Source organism: Oceanobacillus chungangensis (genome assembly GCF_003369565.1).
Classification (GTDB): domain Bacteria; phylum Bacillota; class Bacilli; order Bacillales; family Amphibacillaceae; genus Oceanobacillus; species Oceanobacillus chungangensis.
On sequence record NZ_PIOD01000005.1, the window covers coordinates 210,037 to 226,099 of the forward strand.

Below are 16,063 nucleotides of genomic sequence, written 5' to 3' on the forward strand. Positions count from 1 at the left end.
AGTTTAGGTATTATTTCTTTTATCAGTGATGGATGATAATTAACAACTGATATAAAACTGTGAACTAACATAAATGTCAAAATGCTCTTGGGCCAGTCGCTCCGAAAATACACTAAGCTTTCTACGGGGGGCTGGTGAGCCTTCTTGTGCTAGCGTATTTCGAAGTCTCACCTAGGCCCTTCCTCCCGCAGGAGTCTTCGTGTATTTTCTCCGCTGGGGATGTGCTAGTAAAAAAAATTATATCTCTATATTAGTTAGAACCGCATTTTCCTCTCTCATGGCTGTTGATTGGAGCGGAGGACAGAAGACTCCTCGAAAATAAAGAACGATTTGTCTGATTGCGATGTAAAGCTGCCGAAGTTTTCCTTGTCCTGCGGGAAAAGCAACGGCTGAAGATCCATCGGAAATGGTCTTCTTCCGAAGGAGCAGACCGCGTTGCCCTCCGGATGCGCGACTGTCCGTAGCGGAAATCAACTTTACGCCTACTTTACAATTTATATAAATGATACGCACTAAAATAATAAAAGACTGTGCTACAAAAGACAGAGGGGGAAGAGAGATGGGAGAAAAGGTACTGGAAGTGAAGAACTTAAAGAAACACTTTTCAGTTGGCAAGGGGCAAATCTTACAAGCCGTCGATGATGTTAGTTTCTCCATTAATAAAGGAGAAACATTCGGACTAGTTGGTGAATCCGGATGTGGGAAATCAACTATTGGCAGAACTATTATGGGACTGTACGACAAAACAGCTGGGGATGTAATATTTGCAGGTGAGAATGTACATGAATTAAAAGAGCGAAATAAGTTTGCTTTTCATCGAAAAATGCAGATGATTTTTCAAGATCCATATGCATCGTTAAATCCCCGTTCGACCATTCGTGAGGTTATTTCTGAACCGATGGAAATCCATGAGGTCTTTAAAAATAAGCGGGAACAACTAGAACGTGTTTATGAGCTTTTAGAAGAAGTAGGGTTAAGTCGAGATCATATCAATCGTTATCCACATGAATTTAGTGGCGGCCAGCGGCAGCGGATTGGTATCGCTCGTGCACTGGCCTTAGGTCCAGAATTTATTATTGCCGATGAGCCTATTTCTGCATTAGACGTGTCGGTGCAGGCTCAAGTTGTTAACCTGCTCAAAAGGCTCCAAGCTGAAAAAGGTTTAACCTTTTTATTTATTGCTCATGATTTAGCGATGGTGAGGCAATTTTCAGATCGAATTGGTGTCATGTATTTAGGGAATATGGTAGAGCTTACAAGTAGTGATCAGCTTTATGGTAATGCTTTGCATCCTTATACTAAAGCATTGCTATCTGCAATCCCAATCCCAGACCCTGATATTGAAGAAAGCAGGGAACGTATTATTCTTAAGGGAGACTTACCGAGCCCAATCAACCCTCCAAGTGGCTGTGTATTTCGAACTCGATGTCCAATGGCGATGGATGTCTGTGCACTAGAAAAGCCCAAATGGCAAGAGGCCGAACCAAGCCACTTTGTTGCTTGTCATTTATATAAAGAATCCGCCAATGGAAAAGATTCGACGATTAAGCTGACGATTTCATAAGCATGATTAAATCGATCATCAAAGACTTATACAGGAATGTCTGTCGCTATTTAAATAAACTGCGAACTAACGTAGGTGAGCAATTACTCTCTGGCCAGTCGCTCCGGAAATACACTTCGCGCACCTTGGGCGGCTGGTGAACCTCCTTGTGCTGTCGCACTTCGGAGTCTCACCGAGGCCTTCCCTCCCGCAGGACAAGGAAGGCTTCGGCAGCGTTACATCGCAATCAGACAAATCGAACTTTATTTTCGAGGAGTCTTCGTGTATTTCCTCCGCTGGGATTGTGCAATTGTGTTCATCTTTCTATCTATGGTATAAGACGAGAGAGCAATTCCTCTCTCATGGCCGTTGATTGTAGCAGAGGATAGGATTCTCCTGCAGGAATAGCAACAGCTGAAGATCCATCGGAAGTGGTCTTCTTCGGGAAGGAGCAGACCGCGTTGCCCTCCGGATGCACGACTGTCCGCAACGGAGATCAACGTAGCTCATAGTTCGCAGTTTATATCAACTAAATAATTAATCTCCTTGGCTTTCCTAATAAAAAGCAATAAGGACATGTTGATATAATTTTTTTGGTCTAATTCTACTCTTTTTTGTATAGATTAATAGTGTGGATGGTAGAGCAAATTAGACCATTACACAAATGTAAAGGGGGGAGAATTTGAAAAATAGTAGTAATAAACCTTATAAATCAAATCAGAAAAATGTCGCTCGCATCATGGAATTACACAAAAAACGTAAACAGGATTCAAGTATAAATCGGAATAAAGCCAAACCGGTTAAACGGCAAATAATTCCCTTTACGCATCGAAGCACAATCCATTTTAACAGGGGAAGTAAGGTATGGAGAGCGCCTACAATCATCATTCTTGCCAGCTTAATGATGATAATTCTCGTAATACCAACATTGGTTGTAACACCATTTGCAAATGAGAATAAGCAGGAGGCAAGCAGTATCGATATGGAGCAAAATAAGGAACTCGAAATAGATGAGCAGTCGTCTTTATCTGTTGAAGTAATGCGACATGCAACGGAAACAATAGAAGATTTGCCATTAGAAACCTATGTTGCTGGTGTGATAGCAGCAGAGATGCCAGTCGAATTTGAACTCGAGGCATTGAAAGCGCAGGCCCTTGCAGCAAGAACTTTTACGGTGAATCACTTGCTGCACGGAAATAAGGAATCGGAATACGATCTTACAGACACTGTCACACATCAGGTTTATAAAAATGAGCTTGATTTGCAAAAACAATGGGGAAGCAGTTTTTCAGCGAACATGAATAAAATTAAAGAAGCGGTAAATGCAACGAAAGGTGAAATTATTACGTATCAAGATGCACCAATAACTGCGCAATTCTTCTCTACAAGTAATGGTTTTACGGAGAATTCAGAGGATTATTGGGAAAATGAGCTCCCGTATTTACGCAGTGTAGAGAGCCCTTGGGATAAGGAATCACCGAAATTCCTCGATCAAGGAACGTTTTCAATTGGTGAGGTCGCGGCCGCACTGCAAATTGAACTTCCAAAAGATGCTGCATTGAATCTAGAAATAACGCGTACGAAAAGTGGGCGTGTCAAAGAACTAGCGATTGAAGGACATACATTTTCAGGCAGGGAAATTCGCGATAAACTTAAATTACGATCAAATGACTTCAAAATAGACCAAAATAATGATCATCTAGTTTTCACAACAAAGGGAAATGGGCATGGAGTTGGCATGAGTCAATATGGTGCAAATGGAATGGCAAAGGAAGGTAAGACATATCAAGAGATAATTAAATATTACTATCAAGGTGTTGAAATAAATACCGTTACAGATACAGCACCAACCCTCGTTTCAAAATAAACGAGGGTATTTATTTGGTTCCATACTGCATTTATAGAGATTCAGACTAAATATCCTTCTACTATAGATTTAACCTCTCAATTAAACTACTAAATATCGTATCGCCAACCAGCTTTACCAGCATAGAAAAGTTTAATTTCTCCTAATTCAACAATAATATTCATAAAATCAGATAATTTTTTTACTAGTATGTATATATTTTTCATTTTCTGAACAGAATGGTTGTTGAGGTGATGATCTAATGAATGAAGAAAACAAAGGTACTCCAAAAAATAAATGGAGTCGTATTTTCCGTAAGAAATGGTTTTTCCCAGCTTTGTATTTAACAATTGCCGCACTACTTCTATCTGCTGTGGTATGGTATCAAAATCTGGAAAATCAAGTACCAGATGCGACAGACATCCAAAATGAGCAAGATTCGGATAACTACCAGCCAACACCGAATGAAGATGAGGCAGAGCCTGTTTTAGAACAACAAGAAGTAATTAAAATGCCTGTAGCTGATCAAGAACAAGCAGAAATCGTAACTAAATTTTTTGATTACAATGCAGAACAGGAAGATAGAGAAAATGCTTTGATTCTCCATAATAATCGGTTCTATCAAAGTACAGGTGTCGATATTGCATCTGCTGACGCAGAAACCTTTAATGTCGTAGCATCATTAAGTGGTACGGTAACAGAGGTGAAAGAGGACCCACTTCTAGGTAATGTAGTAATCATGTCACATGAAAATGATGTTACGACATACTATGCAAGCCTAGAAAATGTAGTTGTTACAGCTGGCGATGAAGTGAAGCAAGGTGACGAAATTGGTACTGCAGGGAAGAATATTTTTGGAAAAGACAATGGAACACATGTCCATTTTGAGTTAAGAAAAGATGGTAAAGAAGTGAATCCTGAAAGCTTTTTCAATCAATCGGTAAGCAGCCTAAATGATCCGGTAACGGAAGAGGCAGCTGAAAGCCCGGAAGCGGTTGAAGATCCTGAAGCTACTGAAAGCCCGGAAGCAGATGAGGACCAAGAAGCTACTGATGAAACAGATGAACCAATTGACTCAGAAGAAAAACCTGAAGAGGATTCAGCTGAAGATCCAGCAGCAGATGACGACGTAGAAGATGAAAATACGGATGAAGAATCAGACGATTCAGCAAATACATCTGGTGCATAATTTAGTTTATGAAATACTCTAGCAATACTGCTAGAGTATTTTTTATGTAGTAAGTTAAACATTATCGCTAATAAGATTTGATCATAATAGATGAGAAAAAGCCTATTACAATTGCATTTGTTTTTTTAAAAGGAATATCAATATTATCAAGTGAAAAATCAGCAAAACCCATACTAGATTCGAATAATACTTGGAATCAATCAATGCGAAAAGTGTCGAACGAAAATACGATTTCTCTTTTAGAATCATGTTAAAATATATTGTGGAAATAGTTGATTAATTAAATTTATTTTAATTAAGATTAATTGAGTGATTGATCATTCATATGAATGGATTACTTTGTAAAGGGAATACAAAAACTCAAATCCAATCATTGTAAATAATAATGTAAAGGCTTGGCGGAATGCTAGTTTTCAATGGGGAGAGGATATTGTTGGAGGTTTATGGCAGTATATTATCAACGAAATACGTATTAACCTTGGAACAACTGCAGGAATTTTTTTTACTGGAGGATAGTTCGGAATCGATTACAGAATTAACGAGGAGATTTTGCCTTCAGTCATCTTCTCAGGATATCCAGAAAAAAGGGATGGAATTTTTATATATTCATGGTTATTTTGATGATTTAAAGGTATTGATTAAGAAAAACAAGGAGTCAGAGCATTTCTCTAATAACCAATGGGCAGACATTTACCAAATAATGATGGACTTGAAGAAAAATAGAGAGCTTGCATTTACAATCCTACCAAGATTAAATCAGTTGAAAACCAGTGATCCAGAATTGGTATGCTTGATAGAATTGGCAAAAGCCTCTTGTTATTATTACATGAATCGAGTGGACAAATTAGGGTATATATTAGCAACCTATCAACAATTATTTTCAGCTATTGATGACAGATTATTAGTATCTTATTTTAGAACTCGAATTCGGCAGATATCAATTATATACTTTTTGAAGAGAAATGAAATGATTACTGCTAGAAAGTTTGGATACCAGATTCTTAATGAAATGTTAAATCCTTTTATCCATGCGGATATCCATATAAAATTAGGATTATCTTATACATTTGAATCTTTGGAACAAGGAATGTATCATCTTTCGGAAGCATTGCGTATTTCCAAAGAGTATCAGTTTGATAAAGCAGTTAATCTTATAGAACAACGAAATATTCCATTTCTATTGGCTCATTTCAACCAAGTGGAAAATATATCAACTCAAGATAAAAGTGAACAAGCACATATCGAAATTGCTAAAGGAAATAACGGAAAGGCGATTGAAATACTTAACGAATTGCCACTTAACACGCCATTTCAAATTTATTACCTTGGTAAAGCAAAGCAGGATAAACAATTACTAATTAAATCTTATTTGTATTTCATTGAAAAGCAAGGCGATCACTTTTTCTCTAAGCTGCCACTTTATGAATTAAAACAATTAAATTCTTAAAAGGAAAATGAAAGGGGCGTAATGTGGTGTGAAAGCCATTTCCCCCTTTTGATAGATAAGAAGGGAAAAGTTTCTCCAACATTCTCCAACACTAAACTACAATCATATTCCAAGCCCTAGCTCCTCAGTTACGAATAAGATTTCAGGTATATCAATTACTACTCCAACCAAACTACTTGAAGTGTTCTCTCTAGATTGAATATTTATAGGGGTAGTCCGTTCATTCTGTCTGACTTATGATCCTAAATATTCACTTTACCTTTTGTTTTAAAAAATACTACTTGTCCTCCTTTGGTAAATATACAATTTTAATCATAAAGATTGCAGGCACGTAATAAAATGTTAGAAACCAAGCATTCAGTATCATCTGAGGTGAGAGCTTGTGTGGATACGATGATTAGATCAATAGGATGCTCTCTTTTTATTTTTTTGTAAATTAAATACAGAAAATTCCACCAATTATTGTTATTGTATCATATCCAAACCCAACCTTACATATCCATTACGATCTCTTTTCCGTATATGAATAAGCCGCCTGAGCACCATGAACACCTTGTCTCGATTCACACCTCGGAAGTAATCAACTTAGGGAGGCGAATGGTGTGCACGATTACATCAAAGATAGAGCAATCAAAATTGGAAACCATGTGGTTGAAACGAGAAAAACTGTTCGAACGATTGCAAAGGAATTCGGTGTATCTAAAAGCACGGTTCATAAAGATTTAACTGAAAGATTACCAGAGATAAACCCTGACTTAGCAAACCAGGTGAAAGACATCTTGGAATATCATAAAGCAATCCGTCACCTTCGTGGAGGCGAAGCTACAAGGAAAAAGTATAAACTTGACTCAAGCAAGGAAGAGGAAGTAAATCCTGTTGTGTAAGATTTAGATGAAGGTTAGTTAATTTTCGTGACAATATTTTAGATATCTCATTCTCCATTAAGTCCTCATTTGTTAAACACGGAGAATACTAGCAAAGAAATGCCACCTTGTCGGAAAATATTCTGCAAGGTGGCAGCTTTTGTTCCTCAAAACCCTCAATTGGGCGCATTATGATTACCACTTAAATCAATAAATATAGAGAAAAATAATTGTAAAGAAAAAACCTCGAAAATTATTTCACAATGTACAGTTAATTGTTGAAGTTTGTGGTAAAATATAATAATGAGTAGCATTGTGTTTTCGGACAGTGCAAGATAAGAAATACTAGGAGGATCTGGATTCATGTTTTCTAGAGATATTGGAATTGACCTTGGAACTGCCAATGTTTTAATTCATGTGAAAGGTAAAGGAATTGTCCTAAATGAGCCTTCCGTAGTTGCGATGGATAAGAATACTGGTAAAGTGCTTGAAGTCGGTGAAGCCGCAAGACGTATGGTTGGACGTACACCAGGAAATATTGAAGCAATTCGCCCATTGAAGAATGGTGTAATTGCTGATTTTGACGTTACAGAAGCAATGTTAAAACATTTTATTAATAAAATAAATGTAAAGGGATTTCTATCTAAGCCAAGAATGCTTATTTGCTGTCCTACAAATATAACAAAGGTTGAACAAAAGGCAATAAAAGAAGCAGCTGAGAAATCTGGTGGAAAGAAAATCTATCTTGAAGAAGAGCCGAAAGTTGCTGCAATTGGTGCTGGGATGGAAATTTATCAACCAAGTGGAAATATGGTTGTTGACATCGGCGGGGGTACAACGGATGTTGCAGTCTTATCAATGGGCGGGATTGTTACTTCAGAATCAATCAAGATGGCCGGTGATAACTTTGATGTTGAAATTCTTCAATACATAAAGAAAACGTATAAGCTTCTAATTGGAGAGCGTACAGCTGAGGATATTAAGATCAATGTTGCAACTGTGTTTAAAGATTCACGAAATGAAGAAATGGAAATTCGTGGGCGTGATATGGTAAGTGGGTTGCCAGAAACGATAACAATTCGTTCTGCAGAAATTGAAGAAGCGCTTCGAGAATCAGCATATTTAATTGTACAAGCAGCGAAGTCTGTACTTGAACACACACCACCTGAATTATCAGCGGATATTATCGATCGTGGCGTTATCTTAACAGGCGGAGGAGCATTAATTCATGGAATAGATGAATTACTTGCAGAAGAATTAAAGGTTCCTGTATTTATCGCAGAGGATCCAATGAGCTGTGTTGCAAAAGGAACAGGTATTATGCTTGAAAATATCGATAAAGTAGAACGTAATAAAGTTATCTAATTAGTTGATTCGATATCCCTAAACGAAGGAGGAGAGTGACTTGTTAAGAGGGTTCTATACAGCAGCTTCTGGAATGATTTCGCAGCAACGTCAGCAGGAAGCCTTAGCAAATAATATTGCAAACATAAATACACCTGGATATAAAGCGGATCATACAGCGATTCGTGCGTTTCCAGAAATGTTGATTCAGGAAATGGGGTCAAAGCAGATTCCGGTAACGCATAATGTTCATTTGCCGATACAAAATCCTATCGGTTCAATTAATACCGGTGTATATTTACAAGAAACTGTTCCAAATTTTACGCAAGGTGATATTCGTCAGACCGGAATTTCTACTGATTTGGCATTAATTAATGGACAAGTTCCTGATGAAGCGGGAAGCATATTCTTCACCGTACAAAATGCTGCAGGTGAAGTACGTTATACGACGAATGGTAATTTCACCGTGGATGGAGCGGGAAACCTTGTGACAAATCAAGGTTATTATGTTTTAGATGAAGCAGGAAATCCAATACAAACTGGTGGAATTGAATTTACCGTAACACAAGATGGAATGCTGCAAACGATGGATCAGAATACTCGGCTTGGACTCTCCTATGTAGTAGATGTGAACCAGCTCGTAAAAGAAGGAGATAATCTATTCTCTGGAGAAGCAGTGGCTGTTCCTGGGGCGGCTACATATCAAGTTCAACAGGGAGCATTAGAGCAATCAAACGTTGATTCATTACAAACGATGACACAGATGATGGAATCTTATCGCTTGTTTGAAACGAATCAGCGGGTACTGCGAGCGTACGATGAAAGTATGGGTAAGGCTGTAAGTGAAATAGGTAGAATTGGCTAGAAACTAATGGCTATATAGTTTTAGAAACTAAAAAAATACTTTACATTATTTCATTGCCAGTGTTGCCCACGTACAGCTCCAGCGCTCGTGCTCCTTGCGAGACTTCCCTCACTTAATGAAAACAACATCCATTCGCTAAGTTCCCAAAGCGTTTCCTTTATCTATTAATAAGGAATATTTGACATGTCGAACCGTCCCTTACTGCAAGGGCAGTCCGTACGTCACTGAACGGGGCTTGTGCTATGTTCTAAAAAGATTGGAGGAAATACATTGTCACGGATGATGATTCAAGCAGCAGTAACGATGAACCAATTACAAAACAAGCTCGATTTGATTGGTAATAATATGGCAAACAGTCAAACAACAGGATATAAAGCACGTCAAGCAGAGTTTTCGTCGTTATTATTCCAGCAAATCAATAATTTAAATAGCCCGCAAAATGCGGACGGGCGATTAACACCGGATGGTATCCGAATTGGTTCTGGTGCTAGACTTGGTGCGACGAATATTAACCTAGATCACGGATCATTAGTTACAACAAATCGTGAGCTAGATACGGCATTAGTTGGAGAGAATCAGTTCTTTCAAATTCAAGTAACAGAAAATGGGAATACGGAAACACGTTACACAAGAGATGGCTCATTTTATTTAAATCCAATTAATAATAATCAAGATGTCATGCTTGTGTCGAGCGACGGTAATCCTGTACTTGGCAACAATGGACCGATTATTATTCCTGAAGGATTTGATGCAATAACGATCCGTGAGAATGGACAAATTGTCGTTCAGCGCGGGGGTCAAGAAGAGATTGCAGGTTCGATTGCAGTAGTTGAAGTGGTTCGTCCAAGATTACTAGAATCAACAGGCCAGAATTTGTTTCGACTGCCAAATGTCGCGGAACTCGGGCTTAATTTTGATGAGATAATTCAAGACACTGCCCCGAACGAAAATGTTTTGCAAAGCGGAACACTCGAACAGTCAAATGTTGATGTTGCAGAGCAAATGTCAGATCTTATAATGGCGCAGCGTTCTTACCAGTTCAATGCAAGAACAATTTCGATGGGTGACCAAATGATGGGATTAGTGAATCAGCTTCGTTCATAGAGGTAGAAGGATAATTGAGCTATAGATATTAACTGAATTTCTATGATAAACTTAGTTAAAAGAGAAAACTTATTTAACGAAAATACGAAGGTTATCGATATTTCGTTAGTCGTTGGAACCTTGAATCATCAAGCAAGCTGATTAACTTTGAATTAATAATATACAAGCATTATTTCAATAGCCAGGGATTAAGGAGTTACTATCTATGTCTAATCAATCTGACCGAACCGTTGCTAATAAACAGTCAAGAAAAGAATATAAACAAACGAAGAAAAATGACTCGTCAAAAAAGAAAGAGCCGAGTTCACAGATGACGGAAAAACAATCGAGGAAACAGCAAAAGCAGGTAAAGAAGAGAGAAAATGGAAATAATAAACGGCCAAGATTACGGATGTTCCCAATTTGGCTTCGGATTATTATTGTTCTAACTCTAGCTGCAGCCGCACTAGTTCTTGGCTTAATGATTGGTTATGGTATTCTCGGTGATGGAGTTCCAACGGATGTATTGAAAAAAGAAACATGGCAGCATATTATTGATATTGTAACGAAAGTAGAATAGTTTACGAAGCAGTAAAATATTTTTCAAAAAGCATGTTACCTATTAAAAAGATGACATGCTGTTTTATAATATCTAAATAGAAAAATAATAGATTTCGTAGCAGGATAAGCTACGTCTAACTTCAGCACTCATACTCCAAGTAAGAGTTCGCTCAACTCCGAATGATAAATTAATTATGATTGGTGATTGCTCCCAAAGAGTTTCTTTTATCTAAAGAGGCTATGAAGAAGTTTAACTAAAGTCGCAATCTCAAGTTGCAACGTTGTACTGCCCCAGGGCGTGTGAGCCGCGTTCGTTCTTCTCTAAACTGGGACTTGCGCTTTTGTTGTCTTCGCTTCGTTTTTCTACTAAATCCCTTAATTTTTGATATAATAGCGGAAATATATATTTTATAAAGGAGCTATAAATATGTTAGATATAGAGCAAATAAAAGAGATTATACCACATCGCTATCCATTCCTATTAGTAGATAGAGTAACGGAAATGGAAGAGGGGAAACGTGTTGCAGGTATAAAAAACGTAACGATTAATGAGCCATTTTTCCAAGGGCATTTTCCTGAGTACGCTGTAATGCCTGGTGTACTAATTATTGAGGCGTTGGCACAGGTTGGGGCAATTGCTGTATTAGGAAAAGAAGAAAACAAAGGGAAACTAGGCTTTTTAGCAGGTGTTGATAAATGCCGATTTAAGCGCCAAGTGAGACCTGGTGATCAATTACAATTAGAAGTAGAGATCACAAGAGTGAAGGGGCCAATTGGCAAAGGGAAAGGAATTGCGACTGTAAACGGTGAGTTAGCCTGTGAAGCGGAGATTACATTTGCGATAAAGTAGCTTTTTATATGCTAGCTTAAAAAAAATGTCTAAATATGGGTATTACTTTTGTAGATATGGTTATCCTAATGACGATAACTTACATCAAAAGGAGGAACCTAATGTGAAAGACAAACTATTGTTTAAGCTTGGCGCATCGATTATTGCATTATCAATGATAACTGCATGTGGAATGGGAACGAATAAAGCCCCAGTGAAGGAAGAAGCGCCAAGAAACGAAGCACCGTTAAATGAAGAAAGAAACAATAATGCTCCGGTTGAAGATAATCTAAACGATGGAAATATTCCACAGGATGAAATGAACCGACAGCACAAAGAAGACGAGAAACGATAAGTAATGGTTTGGTAGTAAGAAAATATAATTCCTTTCTTACTGCATAGGTGAGGCCTACAGAATATAGTCAGTTCGTTGTAGTGACTAAGGTTTTCGATGGGACGAGTAAGTCCCAGGACGCCCTAGTTTTTAACCGAACTTCCCCTAAGGATTGGTCAAACCTTAGTTTTATAAAAGATACTTAATCGAGAAGCAGCGCCTTGAAGTTCTTAGGTGCTGCTTCTTCGTCTTAATTAAATTCTCAAGTCCAACTGAGTACCTAATGAAGGATGAGTTAAATGTATTACTGATTGACCTAACATGTCGTTTAGTTGGACGCTCTGTTGCTCGGACAAATTCATTACCTTATCCATTAAAGCGAACCCTGCTTCTGTTTGTAACTGACTTTGAGTCATTGCGACTGAAAGGGCTGCAATATCCATCTGAAATCCCTCCTTCTCAATATCTACAAAAAGTATATCATAAATTGATAAAATGCTACCATTATCTTCTTCTCCCTACTGAATAATCAATTTATAATGAAAGATAAGGTCAATTATTGTAGAAATAGTCTGAATAAAACGGTATACTAGCAGTAATTAAAGTAATAAATGTTATGGGGGCTTATCATGCAGAATGTCTATCTCATATCGCAGAAAACAAAAGCATTTTTGACAGATGATTCTTCTTATTATCGAACGGTGGTGATTGAAGGGAATAGTGAACAATATTCGAAGTATAAACCGGAGCAAATCATTGATAATAGTTGCCTTATCCATGGATCGACATTGGAAGGCAGGCGTGGTGCTGTGAAGGAGATATTAAAGTCAATGAGTAAACTGCCGGTTCCAATAGCACCTATGAAAGGAATTTACATGTTTCCTACTGCTTCAACAAAGAATAAAGATTGTGTTTGGTTAGCCTTTAGTCATATTAAAGAATATTTTCTACATGATAATAGAACCTACATAGCTTTTCATGATGGAACGGGAATTTATGTGAATGTATCGCTCAGCACGATTGATAGTCAATATAAACGGACGAGTCAGGTCATTGTCCAACTAAATCGGTCGATCCTGTTTGGTAATGGGCAAATTCGATTGTGGCAAGGTGAAGATTAGTGTCGAACTATTATTAAGCTGGAATAATATGATACGATAGGTTGGAAAATATTCAATACGTGATTCGGAGGTGATATTTTGTCAGGGTCAAAGATATTAAAATGGATAACAGCAATCTTTGAAGGTCTATTAGGAATCCCTTTTGTCGGAGGAGCTTTTATTATTGCAAATGGATGGACACCGCTTTTTGTAATGCTAATTCTCCATATTATTACATTAATAATAACTAATAGGGACAGAGGGGCTTCTGCGGGTAGTATTTTAGGAATTATTACTTCTATTATCGGGGTTATACCAGTGCTTGGAATGATCATGCATATACTTACTGCAATAGTGCTAGCAATTACTGCTCTTATTCCAGACCGTAAAGAGTATTATTAATTCTCAATGTATCACTGTTTAGATAAAGTGCGGACCAACTTAGGCTGTTTTCTAATCTTCACAGAAATAATATTAATGTTTATCGATATAAACTGTGAAAAAGTGATAATTGTGTCTTTGAACTTAGAAAGTCTTAGCGATATACACATGATTCTCGTGAATATTGCTACAATAAACTTTGATAGATAGTGGGTTTGTCATTCTGTTTATTCTCTAGATTTTCTCTATCTTCAGCGGAAGAAATACACGAAGACTCCTCGAAAATAAAGAGTTATTTTCTTCGTGCGATGTAACGCTGCCGAAGCTTTCCTTGTCCAGCGGGAAGAAGAGCCTAGGTGAGACTCCGAAGTGCGAAGCGCAAGAAGGCTCAACAGCTCCCCGCGGAAAGCGTAGTGTATTTCTGGAGCGACGGCCAAGGACGCAAACATCATATTAATTTATCACTTACTAGTTGGCTGTATAGCCGCCATTTAATAATTACAGAAAAGAAAAAAGGATCATGCTTCATTTAGACTGGAGCATGATCCTTTTAAATTATGAGCTGTTATACTTCCCACCAGTGGAATCCATCTCTTGCTAAAAGTTCATCCGCTGTTTTAGGTCCCATTGATCCTGATTTATAATTCGGAAAATCAGCCTTTTCTTTAGACCAAACATCTAAAATAGTATCAACGAATTTCCAAGATAGTGCTACTTCATCCCAGTGTGTAAAGTTAGTTGCATCGCCAATCATGCAATCATAAAGTAATTTTTCGTATGCTTCTGGTGTATTGATTCCAGAAGATTCATCTAAATTATAAGCAAGCTGAATTGGTTCAGCTAGTGCTCCTTCACTTGATTTTCTAGCATTTAGACCAAGTGTAATCCCTTCGTTTGGTTGGATATTGATGCTAAGTAAATTGGGGTTGCGGTCATTATCCTTTTTATAATATAAATTCATCGGGATATCCTTGAATTCAATGATAATTTTAGTTGACTTTTCTGTCATTCTTTTCCCGGTACGAATGTAAATCGGAACACCTGCCCAGCGATAATTATCAATTAAAAGCTTACCGGCAACGAAGGTTTCAGTATTCGATTCTGTTAATTCCTCGTCCTCCTCGCGATAGCTAGGAACAGCTTCACCATTTATTTCCCCTGATCCATACTGACCACGTACAAACGATTCGCTAATTTCGTTTTTATCAAGTGGCCGAAGAGCGCGTAGTACTTTTATTTTTTCTGACCGAATTTCATCTGTCGTCAATTTAATCGGTGGCTCCATTAAGAGTAGTGCAACCATTTGAAGAATATGGTTTTGCACCATATCACGGGTTGCCCCAGAATGATCATAGTACCGAGCACGTTCTTCTACACCGAGCACCTCACTCGAGGTAATTTGAATATTAGAGATAAAACGGTTATTCCAAAGATGCTCAAATATTCCATTGGCAAAACGAATAACCTCAATATTTTGTACCATCTGTTTGCCTAAATAATGATCAATCCGATAAATTTGATCTTCATTAAAAGCAGAACGAATCTGATTATTTAATCCCTTTGCAGATTCCAAGTTATGTCCGAAAGGCTTTTCAATCACAAGACGTGACCATCCCTCAGAGTTTTCTAATCCGTAAGCTTTTAACTTGTTTGCAATAGTTCCGAAGAAATTAGGGGCCATTGCTAGATAAAAGATTCGATTTCCTTCTGTGTCGTATTCCCCTTCTAGATTCTTTATTAGACTATGCAATCCCTGGTAAGAGGAATCGTCTGTAACGTCAAATGGATGATAATAGAAATGAGAGATAAATTCTTCTAAATTCTCATTTGGAGAAACTGCTTCCTCAATCGACTCTACAACATTTTCACGCAGAACCTCATCTGTCCATTCCCGACGAGCAAGCCCGATGACAGCAAAGTTCTTACTGATTTTCCCGTGCTGATAAAGACGATATATAGAAGGGAACAATTTGCGTTTAGCCAAATCTCCTGTTGCGCCGAATATTACGATAACTACTTTTGGTTGTAATGGTTGATCCATAATAAGCTCCCTCACTTTATGTGGAAATATATAATTTATATTATAGGAAAAAGAAAATTAATCAAATAATGCATATTGACAAAATATTAAAAGATTATTCATAATATTGTAAAAAATAATATAAACGAATTTAGCGCTCTTGCACATGGCGTGAACGCTTAGATATCATGTTTTAAAATATTCTCTACCGCTTTGTAGCAGCAAACTTCCGTACAATCTGGCTGATTACCTCAGAAAACATTAATCCAATCGCGATTCCTCCTGAGAGAAGCATCACTTTTGACGACAATTGGACTGCCGTATAGTAATCGTTGATAACGAAATGACGCATTGCGTCATATGCGCTTCCTCCTGGGACAAGAGGGATGATTCCAGATACATGAAAAATAATAATTGGCATACGATAAATTTTTGAACAAACATAACTTAAGATTGCGACGAGCATCGCAGCAAGTATGGTGGATGGAACTACATCTAATCCATTTGCAGAAAGCAGATAATATAGAATCCAACCAATCATGCCGATAAGTCCGCATTGAATGAGAGCATTTTTTGGTGCATTAAAAAGGATGCCAAATCCTGCAGCTGCAATAAAACTTGTGACTAGTTGAGCAGTAATATCCATGTAGCATTCCTC

General features: G+C 37.7%; 17 protein-coding genes. 13 read left to right on the forward strand and 4 right to left on the reverse strand.

The features are described from left to right. Positions 1–39 precede the first annotated feature (39 nt). Positions 40–171: a hypothetical protein gene (locus CWR45_RS20280; protein WP_281271829.1), complete on the reverse strand. Its 132-nt coding sequence runs from the start codon at positions 169–171 to the stop codon at positions 40–42. A gap of 388 nt (positions 172–559) precedes the next feature. On the opposite strand from CWR45_RS20280, the gene CWR45_RS04855 reads away from it, so the two are divergent. From CWR45_RS04855 to CWR45_RS04905, 11 genes are all read left to right on the forward strand, one after another. Continuing rightward, positions 560–1,564: an ABC transporter ATP-binding protein gene (locus CWR45_RS04855; RefSeq protein ID WP_115748676.1), complete on the forward strand. Its 1,005-nt coding sequence runs from the start codon at positions 560–562 to the stop codon at positions 1,562–1,564. 661 nt (positions 1,565–2,225) lie between these two features. After that, a complete protein-coding gene (spoIID, locus tag CWR45_RS04860; protein WP_245975337.1) occupies positions 2,226–3,410 on the forward strand; it encodes a stage II sporulation protein D in 1,185 nt (394 codons plus the stop codon). A 241-nt stretch (positions 3,411–3,651) separates the two neighbouring features. Continuing rightward, positions 3,652–4,578, forward strand: coding sequence for a stage II sporulation protein SpoIIQ (gene spoIIQ, locus CWR45_RS04865; RefSeq protein WP_115748677.1), 927 nt, complete (start codon positions 3,652–3,654; stop codon positions 4,576–4,578). A gap of 430 nt (positions 4,579–5,008) precedes the next feature. Beyond that, on the forward strand, positions 5,009–6,025 hold the full coding sequence (locus CWR45_RS04870; RefSeq protein ID WP_147294823.1) for an AimR family lysis-lysogeny pheromone receptor: 1,017 nt from the start codon (positions 5,009–5,011) through the stop codon (positions 6,023–6,025). A gap of 602 nt (positions 6,026–6,627) precedes the next feature. Next, complete coding sequence (gene spoIIID, locus CWR45_RS04875) at positions 6,628–6,909, forward strand: sporulation transcriptional regulator SpoIIID (protein ID WP_115748679.1); 282 nt, start codon at positions 6,628–6,630, stop codon at positions 6,907–6,909. 342 nt (positions 6,910–7,251) lie between these two features. Further along, the gene (gene mreB, locus CWR45_RS04880; protein ID WP_115748680.1) at positions 7,252–8,253 is read left to right on the forward strand and encodes a rod shape-determining protein; all 1,002 of its coding nucleotides are present in this window, start codon (positions 7,252–7,254) and stop codon (positions 8,251–8,253) included. 40 nt (positions 8,254–8,293) lie between these two features. After that, complete coding sequence (locus CWR45_RS04885) at positions 8,294–9,097, forward strand: flagellar hook-basal body protein (RefSeq protein ID WP_115748681.1); 804 nt, start codon at positions 8,294–8,296, stop codon at positions 9,095–9,097. Positions 9,098–9,367: 270 nt separating this feature from the next. Further along, positions 9,368–10,201 (forward strand): flagellar hook-basal body protein, encoded by an 834-nt coding sequence (locus CWR45_RS04890; RefSeq protein ID WP_115748682.1) that lies wholly within the window; start codon positions 9,368–9,370, stop codon positions 10,199–10,201. Between the two features lie 205 nt (positions 10,202–10,406). Then, entirely contained in the window at positions 10,407–10,760 is a 354-nt protein-coding gene (locus CWR45_RS04895) for a DNA-directed RNA polymerase subunit beta (RefSeq protein WP_115748683.1), read from the forward strand. 408 nt (positions 10,761–11,168) lie between these two features. After that, on the forward strand, positions 11,169–11,591 hold the full coding sequence (gene fabZ / locus CWR45_RS04900) for a 3-hydroxyacyl-ACP dehydratase FabZ (protein WP_115748684.1): 423 nt from the start codon (positions 11,169–11,171) through the stop codon (positions 11,589–11,591). Positions 11,592–11,694: 103 nt separating this feature from the next. Next, positions 11,695–11,925, forward strand: coding sequence for a hypothetical protein (locus CWR45_RS04905; protein WP_115748685.1), 231 nt, complete (start codon positions 11,695–11,697; stop codon positions 11,923–11,925). 233 nt (positions 11,926–12,158) lie between these two features. On the opposite strand, the gene CWR45_RS04910 is transcribed toward CWR45_RS04905, so the two are convergent. Beyond that, a complete protein-coding gene (locus tag CWR45_RS04910) occupies positions 12,159–12,347 on the reverse strand; it encodes a YjfB family protein (RefSeq protein WP_115748686.1) in 189 nt (62 codons plus the stop codon). 186 nt (positions 12,348–12,533) lie between these two features. Here CWR45_RS04910 and CWR45_RS04915 point away from each other — a divergent pair, with 186 nt between their 5' ends. Then, positions 12,534–13,025, forward strand: coding sequence for a competence protein ComK (locus CWR45_RS04915; RefSeq protein WP_115748687.1), 492 nt, complete (start codon positions 12,534–12,536; stop codon positions 13,023–13,025). Between the two features lie 78 nt (positions 13,026–13,103). Continuing rightward, positions 13,104–13,406 (forward strand): hypothetical protein, encoded by a 303-nt coding sequence (locus CWR45_RS04920; protein WP_115748688.1) that lies wholly within the window; start codon positions 13,104–13,106, stop codon positions 13,404–13,406. Between the two features lie 544 nt (positions 13,407–13,950). Here CWR45_RS04920 and zwf read toward each other — a convergent pair. Then, positions 13,951–15,426: a glucose-6-phosphate dehydrogenase gene (gene zwf, locus CWR45_RS04925; protein ID WP_115748689.1), complete on the reverse strand. Its 1,476-nt coding sequence runs from the start codon at positions 15,424–15,426 to the stop codon at positions 13,951–13,953. Positions 15,427–15,610: 184 nt separating this feature from the next. Further along, complete coding sequence (locus CWR45_RS04930) at positions 15,611–16,051, reverse strand: threonine/serine exporter family protein (RefSeq protein ID WP_115748690.1); 441 nt, start codon at positions 16,049–16,051, stop codon at positions 15,611–15,613. Between the last annotated feature and the right edge of the window lie 12 nt (positions 16,052–16,063).

Excerpts from the sequence above, each read along its gene's own strand:
- mreB (WP_115748680.1), top strand. The coding sequence starts at position 7,252 with ATGTTTTCTAGAGATATTGGAATTGACCTTGGAACTGCCAATGTTTTA.
- CWR45_RS04915 (WP_115748687.1), top strand. The coding sequence starts at position 12,534 with ATGCAGAATGTCTATCTCATATCGCAGAAAACAAAAGCATTTTTGACA.
- zwf (WP_115748689.1), bottom strand. The coding sequence starts at position 15,426 with ATGGATCAACCATTACAACCAAAAGTAGTTATCGTAATATTCGGCGCA.
- fabZ (WP_115748684.1), top strand. The coding sequence starts at position 11,169 with ATGTTAGATATAGAGCAAATAAAAGAGATTATACCACATCGCTATCCA.
- CWR45_RS04910 (WP_115748686.1), bottom strand. The coding sequence starts at position 12,347 with ATGGATATTGCAGCCCTTTCAGTCGCAATGACTCAAAGTCAGTTACAA.
- spoIIQ (WP_115748677.1), top strand. The coding sequence starts at position 3,652 with ATGAATGAAGAAAACAAAGGTACTCCAAAAAATAAATGGAGTCGTATT.
- CWR45_RS04895 (WP_115748683.1), top strand. The coding sequence starts at position 10,407 with ATGTCTAATCAATCTGACCGAACCGTTGCTAATAAACAGTCAAGAAAA.
- CWR45_RS04930 (WP_115748690.1), bottom strand. The coding sequence starts at position 16,051 with ATGGATATTACTGCTCAACTAGTCACAAGTTTTATTGCAGCTGCAGGA.
- CWR45_RS04855 (WP_115748676.1), top strand. The coding sequence starts at position 560 with ATGGGAGAAAAGGTACTGGAAGTGAAGAACTTAAAGAAACACTTTTCA.